Origin of the sequence: Leifsonia xyli subsp. cynodontis (assembly GCF_050632205.1) — a bacterium.
Taxonomy (GTDB): Bacteria; Actinomycetota; Actinomycetes; order Actinomycetales; family Microbacteriaceae; genus Leifsonia; species Leifsonia xyli_D.
Genome location: NZ_CP192578.1, coordinates 708,231 through 723,262, shown reverse-complemented (window position 1 = coordinate 723,262; position 15,032 = coordinate 708,231). Strand labels below are relative to the sequence as shown.

At 71.6% G+C, this 15,032-nt stretch carries 11 protein-coding genes and 2 pseudogenes; 7 read left to right on the top strand and 6 right to left on the bottom strand.

What is annotated here, in order from left to right:
• Positions 1–10: 10 nt before the first annotated feature.
• The 3 genes from trmB to ACQ86M_RS03570 all read right to left on the bottom strand — a co-directional run bounded on the left by trmB (position 11) and on the right by ACQ86M_RS03570 (position 2,445).
• A complete protein-coding gene (gene trmB, locus ACQ86M_RS03580) occupies positions 11–700 on the bottom strand; it encodes a tRNA (guanosine(46)-N7)-methyltransferase TrmB (RefSeq protein WP_431247079.1) in 690 nt (229 codons plus the stop codon).
• A gap of 21 nt (positions 701–721) precedes the next feature.
• Positions 722–1,012, bottom strand: coding sequence for a hypothetical protein (locus tag ACQ86M_RS03575; RefSeq protein ID WP_431247078.1), 291 nt, complete (start codon positions 1,010–1,012; stop codon positions 722–724).
• Between the two features lie 77 nt (positions 1,013–1,089).
• A complete protein-coding gene (locus ACQ86M_RS03570) occupies positions 1,090–2,445 on the bottom strand; it encodes an NCS2 family permease (protein ID WP_431247077.1) in 1,356 nt (451 codons plus the stop codon).
• 207 nt (positions 2,446–2,652) lie between these two features.
• Here ACQ86M_RS03570 and ACQ86M_RS03565 point away from each other — a divergent pair, with 207 nt between their 5' ends.
• Both ACQ86M_RS03565 and ACQ86M_RS03560 read left to right on the top strand, forming a co-directional pair.
• Entirely contained in the window at positions 2,653–3,930 is a 1,278-nt protein-coding gene (locus tag ACQ86M_RS03565; protein ID WP_431247076.1) for a uracil-xanthine permease family protein, read from the top strand.
• 136 nt (positions 3,931–4,066) lie between these two features.
• Entirely contained in the window at positions 4,067–5,206 is a 1,140-nt protein-coding gene (locus tag ACQ86M_RS03560) for a MucBP domain-containing protein (protein ID WP_431247075.1), read from the top strand.
• A 90-nt stretch (positions 5,207–5,296) separates the two neighbouring features.
• Here ACQ86M_RS03560 and ACQ86M_RS03555 read toward each other — a convergent pair whose 3' ends face one another.
• The 3 genes and pseudogenes from ACQ86M_RS03555 to ACQ86M_RS03545 all read right to left on the bottom strand — a co-directional run bounded on the left by ACQ86M_RS03555 (position 5,297) and on the right by ACQ86M_RS03545 (position 9,555).
• Complete coding sequence (locus ACQ86M_RS03555; RefSeq protein WP_431247074.1) at positions 5,297–5,629, bottom strand: peptidase; 333 nt, start codon at positions 5,627–5,629, stop codon at positions 5,297–5,299.
• Positions 5,626–6,840, bottom strand: a complete 1,215-nt coding sequence (locus ACQ86M_RS03550) for an inorganic phosphate transporter (protein ID WP_431247073.1) — start codon at positions 6,838–6,840, stop codon at positions 5,626–5,628. The genes ACQ86M_RS03555 and ACQ86M_RS03550 overlap by 4 nt, the downstream gene beginning before the upstream one ends.
• A gap of 127 nt (positions 6,841–6,967) precedes the next feature.
• Positions 6,968–9,555 (bottom strand): annotated as a pseudogene (locus ACQ86M_RS03545) (DEAD/DEAH box helicase).
• A gap of 43 nt (positions 9,556–9,598) precedes the next feature.
• Between ACQ86M_RS03545 and ACQ86M_RS03540 the strand changes: the two are divergent.
• From ACQ86M_RS03540 to ACQ86M_RS03520, 5 genes and pseudogenes are all read left to right on the top strand, one after another.
• Positions 9,599–11,124 (top strand): annotated as a pseudogene (locus ACQ86M_RS03540) (molybdopterin-dependent oxidoreductase).
• Between the two features lie 30 nt (positions 11,125–11,154).
• Positions 11,155–12,285, top strand: coding sequence for a ThiF family adenylyltransferase (locus ACQ86M_RS03535; RefSeq protein ID WP_431247072.1), 1,131 nt, complete (start codon positions 11,155–11,157; stop codon positions 12,283–12,285).
• A gap of 32 nt (positions 12,286–12,317) precedes the next feature.
• The gene (locus tag ACQ86M_RS03530) at positions 12,318–13,574 is read left to right on the top strand and encodes a molybdopterin molybdotransferase MoeA (protein ID WP_431247071.1); all 1,257 of its coding nucleotides are present in this window, start codon (positions 12,318–12,320) and stop codon (positions 13,572–13,574) included.
• Complete coding sequence (moaCB, locus tag ACQ86M_RS03525) at positions 13,571–14,599, top strand: bifunctional molybdenum cofactor biosynthesis protein MoaC/MoaB (RefSeq protein ID WP_431247070.1); 1,029 nt, start codon at positions 13,571–13,573, stop codon at positions 14,597–14,599. The genes ACQ86M_RS03530 and moaCB overlap by 4 nt, the downstream gene beginning before the upstream one ends.
• Positions 14,596–15,009 (top strand): molybdenum cofactor biosynthesis protein MoaE, encoded by a 414-nt coding sequence (locus ACQ86M_RS03520; protein ID WP_431220750.1) that lies wholly within the window; start codon positions 14,596–14,598, stop codon positions 15,007–15,009. Before moaCB ends, ACQ86M_RS03520 begins: the two co-directional genes overlap by 4 nt.
• Positions 15,010–15,032 lie beyond the last annotated feature (23 nt).

Here is a 15,032-nt window from a genome sequence, read left to right as displayed (position 1 = left end):
AGGCGGGGCGTCAGCGCTCGGGCCGGTACTCGAGGTCGAAGATCGCGTGGCCGAGTCGCTCGCCACGGCGCTCGAACTTGGTGACCGGGCGGTCGTCGGGGCGCGGCACGAACCGCTCGTCGCCGGCCACGTTGACGAGGCCGGCTTCCGCATCCAGCACCTCGATCATGTGCTCGGCGTAGGGCTCCCAGTCGGTGGCGAGCCGCAGCACGCCGTCGGGGCGCAGGGCGCGCGTCAGCAGGCGGGCGACGTCGGGCTGGATGAGGCGCCGGCGGTGGTGCCGCGCCTTCGGCCACGGGTCCGGGAAGAACACGAGGATCTCGTCGATACTGCCCGGCGCGATGCCCCGGTCGAAGACCTCGACGGCATCGTGCCGCACGATCCGGATGTTCGTGAGCCCCCGGTCCCGCATCGCGCCGAGCACGCGGCCGATGCCGGCGCCGTGCACCTCGATGCCGAGGAAGTCGCGGTCGGGGTGCCGCTCGGCGAGGGTGAGCAGGTTCTCGCCGTTGCCGAAGCCAATCTCCACGACCCGCGGCGCGGTGCGCCCGAAGGCGAGGTCGAGGTCGAGCGGCGTGCCGTCGAACTCGAGGCCGAACGTCGGCCAGAGCTCGTCGATGGCGCGGGACTGCGCCTCGGTCTTGCGTCCCCGGACGACGAAGCTGCGCGGCCGGACGAGGGGGATGGTTCCATCCCCCATTGTCTCAGCGCTGCGGGCCTGTCAGAGCCAGGCGAACGGGATCGCCGCCAGCCCGATGCCGACCCCGACGAGGGCGAAGAGCAGGCCGATGACGACACCGGCGAGCATCACCGCGTTGAGCACGATGCCCCAGATGGCGAATGTGCGACCCAGCGGCTCGCGCTTCAGCGCCATGATGCCGAGGACGAGCCCGGCGATCGGCGCGATCAGCGTCCAGCCGAACAGGATGGACGCGCCGCCCAGGGCCAGGCTGGTGATGCTGAGCGTGCGGACGGGTGCGACGGACTGGTACGGGGTGCTGGTGGTGGTCATGCGTCCAGTCAAGCGGGCGGCGGAACCGGGGGCCATCCGGATAACCCCCGATTCCACCCTGAGGCGCGCCCCCGGGGTCAGACCTGGCCGAGCAGGCCCTCGATCGGGCCGCGCGCGAAGTAGATCAGGAAGCCGGCCGCGACGATCCAGAGCAGAGGGCTGATCTCGCGTGCCTTCCCGGCGAGCGAGCGGATGAGCACCCAGCTGATGAAGCCGACGCCGATGCCGTTCGCGATCGAGTAGGTCAGCGGCATGACGATGATCGTCAGGAACACCGGCAGCACGACCGAGAACTCGCTGAAGTCGATGTGGCGGATCTGCACGACCATCAGCGCACCGACCACGACCAGCGCGGCGGCCGCGACCTCGAGCGGCACGACCTGGGTGAGCGGCGTGAAGAACATCGCGAGCAGGAACAGCAGGCCGGTGACCACGCTGGCGAAGCCGGTCTTGGCGCCCTCGCCGATGCCCGAGGCGGACTCGACGAAGACGGTGTTCGACGACGACGACGTGCCACCGCCGACGATCGCGCCGACACCCTCCACGATCAGCGCGGACTGCAGGCGCGGGAAGGTGCCGTCCTCGTTCGCCAGGCCGGCGCTCCGCGCGAGGCCCGTCATCGAGCCCATGGCGTCGAAGAAATTGGTGAAGACGAGCGTGAAGATCAGCATGGTCGCGGCCAGCGCGCCGATGCGGCCGAAGGAGCCGAACAGGTCGACCTGGCCCACGAGGCTGAGGTCGGGCAGCGACACCAGCGAGGTCGGCAGCTGCGGGACCGTCAGGTTCCAGCCGGCAGCGTTCTTGCCCATCGACGGGCCGACATGCCAGATCGCCTCGGCGATGATCGCCACGACGGTCGCGGCGACGATGCCGATCAGCAGCGCGCCCTTGACCTTGCGCGCCATGAGCACGCCCATGATGACGAGCGCGATGAGGAAGGTCAGCGTCGGGAGGGTCGCGATCGAGCCCGCCTCGCCGAGCTGGACCGGCGGGGAGGACAGCGTGGTGGTGCGCACGAAGCCGCTGTCGACGAAGCCGATGAAGGCGATGAAGAGGCCGATGCCGACCGTGATGGCGGTCTTGAGCGGCGCCGGGACGGCGTTGAAGATCAGCTTGCGGAGCCCGGTGGCCGACAGCAGCACGATGATGATTCCGTTGATCACCACGAGGCCCATGGCCTCCTGCCAGGTCAGCACCTTCACCACGTTGACCGCGAGGAAGGAGTTGATGCCCAGGCCGGCCGCGAACGCGAACGGGAGGCGGGCGACGAGGCCGAAGAGCACGGTCATCACGCCGGCGCTGAGAGCCGTCACGGCGGCCACCTGACTGGTGCCCAGGGTGTGGCCCACCACATCCTTCGTCCCGCCCAGGATGAGCGGGTTCAGGATGACGATGTACGCCATGGTGACGAAGGTCAGGACGCCGCCGCGCACCTCGGTTCCCCAGGTGGTGCCGCGTGCGCTGATCTCGAAGAAGCGGTCGAGGCGCCCCTTGGCCGTAGGGGGCGCGGTGGTCGAAGCGGAAATGGTGGACTCCCGTAAGATCGGTGGGCGGTGCCCGGCGGAGATTCAGGTTCGTCGAGTAGTGCGCGAATGCGCAGCACCAAGCCTATTCCGACTCCAGACCTCCGAAGGACACCTATGGCACTGCCCTGGACGCTGCACGGCGACGGCAAGAAGGTCGGCGCGCACGAGATCGTGCTGCCCGGCGAGCGGCTCACCTGGCCGCGCACGATCGGTCTCGGCGCCCAGCACGTGGTCGCCATGTTCGGCGCGACGTTCCTGGTGCCGCTGCTGACCGGTTTCCCGCCGGCGACCACGCTGCTGTTCTCGGGCGTCGGAACCCTGCTGTTCCTCGTCATCACGGGCAACCGCCTGCCCAGCTACCTGGGCTCGTCGTTCGCGTTCATCGTGCCGATCGTCGCGGCGACGAAGGCGCACGGGATGCCGTCGGCGCTCTTCGGCATCCTCGTCACCGGCATCCTGCTCGCCATCGTCGGCATGATCGTCATCGGCACCGGGACGCGGTGGATCGACGGCCTGATGCCGCCGGTCGTCGCCGGCGCCATCGTCGCGCTGATCGGCTTCAACCTGGCGCCGGCCGCCGGCGCCAACTTCGCGAAGGCGCCGGTGACCGCGCTCGTGACGCTGGCGGCAGTCATCCTGTGCACCGTGCTGTTCCGCGGGATGCTGGGGCGGCTGTCCATCTTCCTGGGCGTCGCGGTCGGCTACGTGTTCGCCGTCATCGTCGGACAGGTGGACTTCAGCGGTGTGGCGAAGGCCGCGTGGATCGGGCTCCCGCAGTTCACCCTCCCCGCGAACCCGTTCACCGCCCCCGCGTCGACCTGGGGCATCCTGCCCGCGTTCCTGCCGGTCGTGCTCGTGCTGATCGCCGAGAACGTCGGCCACATCCGCGGTGTCGCGCAGCTGACCGACCCGTCGGTGAACCGTGTCACCGGACGTGCGCTCCTCGCGGACGGTGTCGCCACCACGCTCGCCGGATTCTTCGGCGGCTCTGGCACGACGACCTACGGCGAGAACATCGGCGTCATGGCGGCGACGCGCGTCTACTCGACCGCGGCGTACTGGGTGGCCGGTACCGTCGCCATCCTGCTCGGCCTCTCCCCCAAGGTCGGCGCCGTGATCAACACCATCCCGGCGGGCGTGCTCGGCGGCGTCACGACGGCGCTCTACGGCCTGATCGGCATCATCGGCGTGAAGATCTGGCTCGACAACAAGGTCGACTTCGCCAAGCCGAAGAACCAGTTCACCGCAGCGACCGCCCTCATCATCGGCATCGGCGACTTCACCCTGAACCTCGGGCAGCTGACGTTCAACGGCATCGCCCTGGGCGCGATCGCGGCCATCGTCGTGTACCACGTGATGAACGCGATCTCGCGCGTGCGCGGGACGGACTGACGGGGCCGGGCGCGCCGGACCCGATCCGTCGAAGCCACCAGCATCACCCCCTCCGTCCGCGTCACGACGCACGATCCTGCTCGTCTTCATCAGTGGACCAGGAAAATGCCTGCGTCGTGACCTCCGAAAGGGAAACATGACTCACCTCAGCGCTCGCCTGCGCGTGACCATCGCCACCGCGCTCGCGGCCTCCGCGATCGTCCTCGCGCAGGTGGCACCGGCCTCCGCCGCTCCGCCCGCACCGGCGCCGACCCCGACTCCCGTGGCGGCGTCCGCCATCATCGACGGGGCCGTCGCCGAGGCGAAGGGCCAGGCGGCCCTCGCCGACTACACGGCACCCATCGTGACACCGCATCGCAAGATGCTCTTCCTCGTCATGACGGACGTGACGTACACCGCATGGAACCGGGTGCAGAAGATGGACCCGAACGAACGCACCTACTCCAAGACCGTGATCGACCAGTTCGTGTCGATCTTCGCGACGAAGTTCGGGGTGCAGGTCGACCCCACCCTGGTCTACGACGACGAACCCTTCACCACCCCGTTCGCAGATGTCGCCGTCCACGAGTGGCAGATCCAGGACCGCCTGGCGAAGTTCTCCGGCCCGGCCGAGTTCGACTCCATCATGGTGTTCTCGAAGCAGCCCAGCGGCGGCGGCGTCACTCTGGGCAAGTACTACAGCGACTCGGACACCCGTGGGGCGGGGTACTCCTGGTCGGGGCTCGCGCCCCGCGCGAACCTGCCCGGCTACCCCGGCGCCACGGGCGCGGTGGAGTACAGCACGGAGATCGCACTGCACGAGTTCGGCCACCAGATGTCCTTCACAGGGCTCGGATTCCCCTACCCGAACCTGCACGCTGCGTCGTCGTACGGGTACACCCAGGACCCGTCCATCGGATGGACGCCCTTCTACCTCGACTACCTCACCGGCAAGGTCATGGTCAACGGACGGCCGCAGGGCGCGTTCCCCAAGATGTGGCCCATCAGCCAGCGGTTCCTGCACGCTCCCGCCATGCTGACCGTGCACTACGTCGATGCCAAGGGCCACACCGTGGCTCCGGACGTGAACGCCTATGGAACCGCAGGCGACGCCTACGCCCTCACGGCGCCCGCTCTGGACGGCCTGGGAACACCCGGTGTCAGCTCGAACGGCGCCCCGGCGACCGGGACGTGGGTGGCGAACGCTCGCCTCGACGTCACCTTCGTCTATCCCAACGGGAAGAAGGGCGGCTCTCCCGCCACTCCGCCCGGTCTGGCGAAGCGCAACGCCGGCTGACGGGCGCTGACACACGGGCTCCGGGCCGCCTCTGCGGCGGCACGGAGCCCTTTTCGCGTGCGTCCGGTCACCCTCGGTGCGCGGTGCCGCCTAGTGGTGGAAGTACGGGATGATCAGGTACAGCCCGTAGATCACCGCGAGGGCGCACACGGTGAAGCAGGCGTACGCACCGGTCAGGGCCAGGCGCTTCTGGCCGGGCGTCAGCGGGTTCTTGCGCTGCGCCTTCTCGGCCTTGCGCTGCAGCTTGGCCGCCCGCTCCGGGGTGAGGACGGTGATGGCGTCCGTGAACTCGACCGGCTCGACGAAGAGGGCCCGGCCGGCGGCGGCCAGCAGCCGCGTGCCGAGCGAGTACGACGCGACGACGACGCAGGAGCTGACGAGGGCGGCGGCGAAGACGAGGACGAAGGATGCCCAGTCGATCATGCGGACTCCTTCTTCGGCCGGTCGCGCCGCAGCGGCTTGACCTTCTCGATCCTCACGGCCTTGCCGGATGCGGCGACCTCGCTCTTGCCCTGCAGCGGAACCGGCTTGACGGCGTTCTCGCTGGTGACGCGGTTGCGTCGGGCACGCCAGAAGATGTAGGTGACGACCGCGGCCCCGAGCACGGTGTCGATGACGACGCCGATGGGGCCGAGCTCGGCCAGCAGGCCCGCGAGGCCGCCGACGATCGCGGCGGAGGGCAGGGTCAGCAGCCAGCCGACGGCGATGCGTCCGGCGGTGCCCCAGCGCACGGACGACCCGCGACGGCCGAGCCCGGAGCCGATGACCGATCCGGAGGCCACCTGCGTGGTCGAGAGCGCGAAGCCGAGGTGGCTGGAGGCGAGGATGGTGGCCGCGGTGCTCGTCTCGGCCGCGAAGCCCTGCGCGGGCTTCACCTCGGTGAGGCCGCGGCCCAGGGTGCGGATGATGCGCCAGCCGCCCGAGTAGGTTCCGAGCGCGATCGCGAGGGCACAGGCGATGACGACCCAGATCTCGGGTCCCGAGCCGAGCGGCTGCAATCCGGCCGAGATCAGGGTCAGGGTGATGACGCCCATCGTCTTCTGCGCGTCGTTGGTGCCGTGCGAGAGCGCGACGAGCGACGACGAGAAGATCTGGCCGTAGCGGAAGCCGCCGCGCCCATCCGGTCGTCCGTCGTAGCGGCGGGTGATCCAGTAGGCGAGCTTGGTCGCGCTCCAGGCCACGACGCCCGCGGTGAAGGGCGCGATGACCGCCGGCAGGATCACCTTGTCGAGCACGACCACGAAGTCGACCGATTGGATGCCCGCGCCGACGATGGCCGCGCCGATCAGGCCGCCGAACAGCGCGTGGCTGGACGAGGACGGCAGCCCGAACAGCCACGTCACCATGTTCCAGACGATGGCGCCGACCAGCCCGGCGAAGATGAGCACCGGCGTGATCTGCACGCCGCCGTCCCCCTCTTTGATGATGCCGCCGGAGATCGTCTTGGCCACCTCGGTCGAGAGGAAGGCGCCGATGAGGTTCAGCACGGCGGCGAGCGCCACCGCGACCTTGGGTCGCATGGCGCCGGTCGCGATGGGGGTGGCCATCGCGTTGGCCGTGTCGTGGAAGCCGTTCGTGAAGTCGAAGAAGAGCGCCAGCAGAATGACCAGCACGACGATGAGGGTGAGGTCCACCGTTCTCTTTCTCGTTGTCGGATGCGTCCCTCCCGACCTAAGACGTCATCGGGAGTTCATGCAAGGGACCTGGCGCAGTTCGACACCGTGACGATACTCACACGGCGCCCGCGCCGGGTCAAACTGGTCAGAGCCGGCCGACCGACGTCACCCGCACGACGGCGACCCCTTCGCGGGCCGAGTCCTCGAGCAGCACGTCCGCCGCGATGCCCCAGTCGTTGTCCCCGGCCGGGTCGGCGATGATCTGACGTACCCGCCAGATGCCCTCGGCGCCCTCCGGTTTCTCATCGACGAGGATCATCGACGCCGAGCGTGCCGAGGCGTCGGTGAGGATCTCGTCGTGCTCCCCGTAGTACGCCTCCAGCGCCTCGTCCCACTGCGCCTGGCTGAACGGAGGCTCTCCCCGGCGAGCACCGCGGCCTCGGCCTCCAGCGTCCCGAGTTCCTCGACGCGGTCGAGGGCGGCGAGCTGGATGCGGCGGAACAGCTCGTTGCGGACCAGCACGAAGAACGCGCGCCGGTTGGTGGTGACGTTGCGCGGCGCCGGGGGCGCCAGCTCGGTCGTCTCGGCCGCATGTCTGGCCGCATCCGGGTGGATGAGCTCCTCCCACTCGTCGAGCAGGCTCGAGTCGACCTGCCGCACGAGCTCGCCCAGCCACTCGATGATGTCGCGCAGGTCCTCCGTGCGCAGATCGAGCGGAACGGTCTGGTTGAGGGCACGGTACGCGTCGGAGAGGTAGCGCAGCACGACGCCCTCCGAGCGGGCCAGCTTGTAGAACGCGATGAACTCGCCGAACGTCATCGCCCGCTCGTACAGGTCGCGCACCACCGACTTGGGGCTGAGCTCGAAGTCGGCCACCCACGGCTGGCTGGAGGCGTACGTCGCGAAGGCTTCGTGCAGCAGGATGTCCTGGGGCTTGGGATGCGTGACCTCCTCCAGCGCCTCCATCCGCTCCTCGTACTCGATGCCGTCGGCCTTCATCGCCGCGACCGCCTCGCCGCGCGCGTGGTACTGCTGCGCCGAGAGCACGGGCCGCGGGTCGTCGAGGGTCGCCTCGACGACCGAGACGATGTCGAGCGCGAAGACCGGAGACCCGGCGTCGAAGAGCTCGAAGGCGGCCAGCGCGAAGGGCGACAGGGGCTGGTTCAGCGCGAAGTTGGGCTGCAGGTCGACCGTGAGGCGGATCTCGACCCGACCGCCTGTGCGCACCGCCTCCACGACACCGGCCGTGAGGAGCGAGCGGTACAGCTCGATGGCACGGCGGGCGAGGGCCAGCTGGCGCTTCCACGGCTCGTGGTTGTCGAAGACGAGTGCGCGCACGTGCCCGTAGACGTCGCCGCCGCGTCCGATCACATTGATGAGCATGGCGCTGGTGATCTGCATCGACGAGGTGAGGGTCTCGGGCTCGGCCTCGATCAGGCGGCGGAACGAGGGGTCGCCCCACGACACGAAGCCCTCCGGCGCCTTCTTGCGCACGATCTTGCGGCGCTTCTTGGGGTCGTCGCCGGCCTTCTCGAGCGCCTTGAGGTTCTCCGACTCGTGCTCGGGCGCCTGCGCCACGACCGTTCCCGCCGTGTCGTAGCCGGCCCGACCCGCGCGCCCGGCGATCTGGTGGAACTCGCGCGCGTTGAGCTGCCGCATCCGGGTGCCGTCGAACTTGGTCAGCGCGGTGAGCAGCACCGTGCGGATCGGCACGTTGATGCCGACGCCGAGCGTGTCCGTGCCGCAGATGACGCGCAGCATCCCGCGCTGGGCGAGCTGCTCGACGAGCCGCCGGTACTTGGGCAGCATGCCCGCGTGGTGCACCCCGATGCCCTGCCGCAGCAGGCGGGCGAGCGTCTTGCCGAAGCTCGTCGTGAAGCGGAAGTCGCCGATCAGGTCGGCGATCGCCTCCCGCTGCTCCCGGCTGGCGATCTTGGCGCTCGAGAGCGACTGCGCCCGCTCCAGCGCGGCCAGCTGCGAGAAGTGCACGACGTAGATCGGCGCCTGGCCGGTGTGGAGCAGGTCTTCGATCGTCTCGTGGACCGGCGTGACCTCGTAGTAGTAGTGCAGCGGCACGGGACGCTCGACGCCGGTGACCGTCGCCGTCGCACGGCCGGTGCGGCGCTCGAGGTCGTCGGCGAGCGCCGTCACGTCGCCCAGGGTCGCCGACATGAGCACGAACTGCGTGTGGGGCAGGGTGAGCAGCGGCACCTGCCACGCCCATCCGCGATCGGGGTCGGAGTAGAAGTGGAACTCGTCCATCACGACGTGACCGACCGGCGTCTCGTCGCCGTGGCGCAGCGCCAGGTTGGCGAGGATCTCCGCCGTCGCGCAGACGATGGGCGCGTCGGCGTTGACGGCCGAGTCGCCGGTCGTCATGCCCACGTTCTCGGCCCCGAAGATGTCGACGAGCGAGAAGAACTTCTCGGAGACCAGCGCCTTGATCGGCGCCGTGTAGTACGTGCGCTCCCCGCGGGCGAGCGCCGCGAAGTGGGCGCCGACGGCGACCAGCGACTTGCCGGTGCCCGTGGGGGTGCTCAGGATGAGGTTTGCCCCTCCGACGACCTCGATGACCGACTCGTCCTGCGCCGGGTAGAGCCGGATGCCGCCCTGCTCGACCCACGCGACGAACGTGTCGTAGACCGCGTCCTCCGACACCGAGCCGGGGCCCGCCCAGCCGGGGATGTCCTCCACGCGCAGTCGGCGGGCGGCGGACGCGGTGGAGTCTGACATGATGCCTCCACCCTTTCACAGCCGACCGACATAGGTTGGCGTCATGGCGGACTTCTGGCGGCCGGCCGCAGCCGGCGTCGCGAGCGTGGTCGCGGGCATCGGCGCGGCGGAGTTGGTGAGCGCGATCGTGGTGCAGAACGGCAGCCCGCTCCTGACGGTCGGCGCGCTGCTGATCGACCTGGCGCCCCCGTGGCTGAAGGAGGCCGTCATCGGCCTGTTCGGCACCGGCGACAAGGCGTTCCTCATCACCCTGCTGGGGCTCGTCGTCCTGGCCGGGGCCGGTCTCGCCGGCTGGCTGGAGCGGCGGCGACCGCCGCTGGGCCGCATCCTGATCGGTCTCGGCGGTGCGCTCGGCGTGCTGGCGGCGGTCACCCGGGCCGGCAACGGCGTGGTGGATGCGCTGCCCTCCGTGCTCGCGGCCGGCCTCGCGATCCTGCTGCTCGGCTGGCTGATCGGCATGCTGCGCGACACGGAGCCGACCCGCGCTGCGCCCCGCGGCCGGGTGAGCCGGCGGCGCTTCGTGGGCGCGGCGGCCGCGACCACGGCGGGCGGGGCGCTGGCCCTCGTGGTGGCCCAGGCCGCGGCGGGCGGCTTCCGGGCGGCGTCGGCGGCGCGCGCGGCGATCCGGCTGCCCTCCCCGCGCGCACGGCTCCGCCCATCCCCGCGGGCGCCTCCTTCGACATCCCGGGCCTCTCGCCGATCGTCACCCCGAACGCCGACTTCTACCGCATCGACACCGCGCTGCAGGTGCCCGGCATCGACCCGAACGCCTGGAGGCTGCGCATCACCGGGATGGTCGAGCACGAGGTCGAGCTGACCTTCGCCGAGCTCCTGAAGCTGCCGCTCGAGGAGTCGACGACCACGCTGACCTGCGTCTCGAACGAGGTCGGCGGCGACCTGATCGGCAACGCGACCTGGCTCGGCTACCCCATCCGCCACCTGCTCGCCCGGGCGAAGCCGTCGGCGGACGCCGACATGGTGCTGTCGACCAGCCAGGACGGGTGGACGGCGAGCACCCCGCTCACGGCCCTGACGGACGAGCGCAACGCCATCCTCGCGGTCGGGATGAACGGGCAGCCGCTGCCGCTGGAGCACGGCTACCCGGTGCGGATGGTCGTGCCGGGCCTCTACGGCTACGTCTCGGCCACCAAGTGGGTCGTGTCGCTCGAGGTCACCCGGTTCGACCGGCACACCGCCTACTGGACCGACCGCGGCTGGTCGGAGCGCGGCCCGGTCAAGCTGTCGTCGCGCATCGACGTGCCCGCCGCCGGACGCCATGTCAAGGCGGGGACCGTCGCGGTCGCCGGGGTCGCCTGGTCGCAGCACGTCGGCGTCAGCGCGGTGCACGTCCGGGTCGACGACGGCCCGTGGCAGCAGGCGACCCTCGCCGAGGCGATCTCGGCCGACACCTGGCGGCAGTGGCGGTTCGCGTGGGAGGCGACGCCCGGCGCCCACACCCTGCGTGTCCGCGCGACCGACGCCACGGGTCTGGTGCAGACCGCCACCGAGCGCGACGTCGTCCCTGACGGAGCGACCGGCCTCCACACCGTCCAGGTCACGGTGGTATGAGCCGTCCGCCGGTTGTGATTGGCTGAGAGCATGGCACTCCCGCCGCTGGTCGAACCCGGTCCCGAGCTCTCCGCGGAGCGCGCAGCGCGCTACGCCCGCACCACGCAGCTGCCCGGCTACGGACCGGTCGCCCAGCGGCGGCTGCGGGCCGCGAGGGTGCTCGTCGTCGGCGCCGGCGGTCTCGGCTCCGCCGTGCTGCCGCTGCTCACCTCGGCGGGCTTCGGAACCATCGGGATCGTCGACGACGACCGGGTGGAGGCGAGCAACCTGCCGCGCCAGAGCATCCACACCCCTGCGGCCGTGGGCCGCCCCAAGGTCGAGTCGGCCGCCGACGCGGTGCGGGCGCTCGACGACGAGACCGAACTCCGGCTGTTCGCCGAGCGGCTGACCGCGCAGAACGCGGAGCGCATCCTCGCCGGCTTCGACCTCGTGCTCGACGGCAGCGACAACTTCCCGACGCGCTACCTCGTCGACGATGCCGCGACGCTCGCCGGCATCCCGGTGGTGTGGGGCGCGGTGCACCAGACGGGTGGCCAGGTCGGGGTCGGCTGGGCGCAGCACGGGCCGACCTATCGCGACCTGTTCCCCGTGCCGCCCGCGCCGGGGAGCGTCGCGAACTGCGCCGAGGCGGGCGCCCTGCCGTCCGTGTGCGGCGTGATCGGCGGCCTCATGGTCGGCGAGGCGCTGAAGCTCGTCACCGGCACCGGGGATCCGCTGCTCGGCCGGGTGACCATCCACGACGCCCTGCGCGGCACGTTCCGCGAGCTCGCGTACGAGCGCGACCCGCAGGCGGAGCCCGTCACCGGGCTGATCGACTACGACCTGTTCTGCGGCGTCAGCGACACGATGTCCGCGGCCGAGCTCCACGCCCGGCTGATCGCCGGCGAGCCGCACACCCTGCTCGACGTGCGGGAGCCGTGGGAGGCGGACATCGTCGAGCTCCCGGGCTCGCTGCTGGTGCCGCTCGGGGTGGTGGAACGCGACCCGGCGGGAGTCGCCGCGCGGCTCCCGGAGGATCCGCTCGTGATCGTCTGCCACCACGGCATCCGGGCCGAGACCGCGCGCCGGCTGCTCGCCGACGCCGGCATGCCCGGTGTGGTGCTCGCCGGTGGCATCGACGCGTGGGCCCGCGATGTCGACCCCGACCTCGCCCGGTACTGAACGCGCGGGCGCCTTCGCGGGATACTGAACCCATGACAGCCGACGCCATCCCCGTGCCCGACGCCGCGCCGCCCGGCCCGGAGCCGCGCAGCGTCGAGGAGCACGCCGCCGTGATCGCGCGGATGCTCGAACCGCTCACCGAGGAGCCCGCCGAGGAGTCGGTCCCGCTCACGGGGGCGCTCGGGCGGGTGACCGCCGGCGAGGTGCGGTCGGAGGTCGACCTGCCCCTGTTCCGCAACGCGCAGATGGACGGCTACGCCGTGCGCGCCGAGGATGTGCGCGCCGCGCCGGTCGCCCTGGAGGTCAGCGGGGACGTGCCGGCCGGTCACGCGAGCCCGGTGACGCTGATCGCCGGCACCGCCATCCGCATCATGACCGGGGCGCCGGTGCCGGCCGGGGCGGACGCCATCGTGCCGGTGGAGGACACCGAGCTGGTGCTCGGCCGCGACGACGATCTCCTGGGAGCCGTGGTCGAGATCCGGCGCGCGCGCGAGCGCGGCGAGTTCGTACGCGAGCGCGGCAGCGACGTCCGCCGGGGCGAGGTGCTGGTCGCGGCGGGAACCCGGCTCGCGCCGCGCCACCTGGCGGCTCTCGCGGCGGCCGGCGTCGAGCACGTGGCCGTGCGCGCGCGGCTGCGGGTCGGCATCCTGACCAGCGGAAGCGAGCTCATCTCGGGCGGCGCGCCCCGGTACGGGCAGGTCTACGACGCGAACGGCATCGCCCTCGCGGCCCTGGTCGAGGAGGCGGGCGCGACGGTCTCCGTGCGCGCCAGCAGCTCCGACGACCCCGAGGCGTTCGCCCGCATCCTCGACGACGCCCTGCACCGCAGCGACCTCGTCATCACCTCCGGCGGCATCTCGCGCGGCGCCTACGAGGTGGTGCGGGAGGTGCTGCTCCCCCGCGGCGCGGACGTCACGACCGTCGCGATGCAGCCGGGCGGACCGCAGGCGACCGCGGTCGTGGAAGGCGTGCCGGTGTTCGCGTTCCCCGGCAACCCGGTCAGCACGCAGGTGTCGTTCGCCGTGTTCCTCCGCGGGCCGCTGCGCGCGGCCGCCGGGCTGCCCGACCTGCCGCCGAGGGAGGCGGTGCTCGCCGAGTCGGTGCGCTCCGTGGCCGGCCGCAGGCAGTTCCTGCGCGGGCGGCTCGAGGGCTCCGGCCGGGTCGTCCCCGTCTCCGGCCCGTCGTCGCACCTCGTGGCCGGCATGGCACGGGCGGACGTGCTGATCGATGTTCCCGTGCAGGCGGACGCCCTGGAGGCGGGGGCCGCCGTGACAGTCTGGACGCTATGACGCAGCTCACGCACCTCGACGCCGACGGGCGGGCCCGCATGGTCGACGTCGGCGGCAAGCCCGAGACCGACCGCGAGGCCGTCGCCCGCGGACGCTTCGTGACGACCCCGGAGGTCGTGCGGCTCGTGGCCGCGGACGACCTGCCGAAGGCGGATGTGCTGGCGACGGCCCGCATCGCCGGCATCGGCGGGGCGAAGCGGACCAGCGAACTCATCCCGCTGTGCCATCCGCTCCCCCTGAACTCGGTGCGCGTCGACTTCGAGCTCGATGCGGACGCCGGCGCCATCGAGATCGAGGTCGTCGCCCGCACCCATGGCCGCACCGGCGTCGAGATGGAGGCGCTCACGGCAGTCGCGGTGGCCGGGCTGACGCTGCATGACATGGTGAAGGCGGTCGACCCGGCCGCGAGCCTGACGGATGTGCGGCTCCTCGCGAAGAGCGGCGGCAAGCGCGGTGAGTGGCGGCGGGATGCGGCGGCTGCGGTCGAGGCGGCGTCGCCGGGTCCGGAGGCTCCGGCCGCGGCAGACGAGCCGGCGCCCGCCGCTCCGTCCGCAACTCCGTCCGGCGCGATCGTGCTCGTCGCATCCACTCGCGCCGCCACCGGGGTCTACGAGGACACGACCGGTCCCGTCATCGCGGACTGGCTCGCCGAGCGCCGCCTGCCCGCCGACGTCAGGGTCGTCGCCGATGCCGACGTGGATGCGGCCTTGCGCGAGGCCGTCGCCGCGCATCCTCTCGTGCTCATCACGACGGGCGGGACGGGCGTCTCGCCGACCGACCGCACGCCCGAGGCCACCGCGGCCGTGCTGGACCGGCAACTGCCCGGCGTCGCCGAGGCGCTGCGGGCGCGCGGCGCGCAGGCGACCCCGCTCGCGGCGCTGAGTCGCGGCCTCGTCGGCGTCGCGGGCGGCACACTCGTCGTCAACCTGCCCGGCTCGCGCGGCGGGGTGGTCGACGGCCTGGAGGTGCTCGACGGGCTGCTGCCCCACCTCCTCGACCAGCTGCGCGGAGGGGATCACCGATGAGCGACATCCTGGCGACTGTGACCGGCGACCCGCTGGACTCCTCCACCGTCGACGAGTTCGTCTGGCGGGCCGAGGCCGGTGCGGTGGTGTCGTTCCAGGGGATCGTCCGCGACCACGACGGCGGCAAGGGCGTCGTCTCGCTCGACTACCGCGCGCATCCCGAGGCGGAGACGTTCCTGCGCGAGTGCTGCGAGGAGGTGGCCCGGACCACGGGACTGCGCGTCGCGGCGCAGCACCGGGTCGGCTCGCTCACCATCGGCGATCTCGCGCTCATCGCGGCGGTCGCGGCGCCCCACCGCGCCGAGGCGTTCGCCGCCTGCGAGGAGCTGGTCGAGATCATCAAGGCGCGGGTGCCGATCTGGAAGCGGCAGCACTTCACCGACGGCGCGTCGGAGTGGGTCGGTCTCTAGCCTGCTGCGCACCTGGTCCGTGG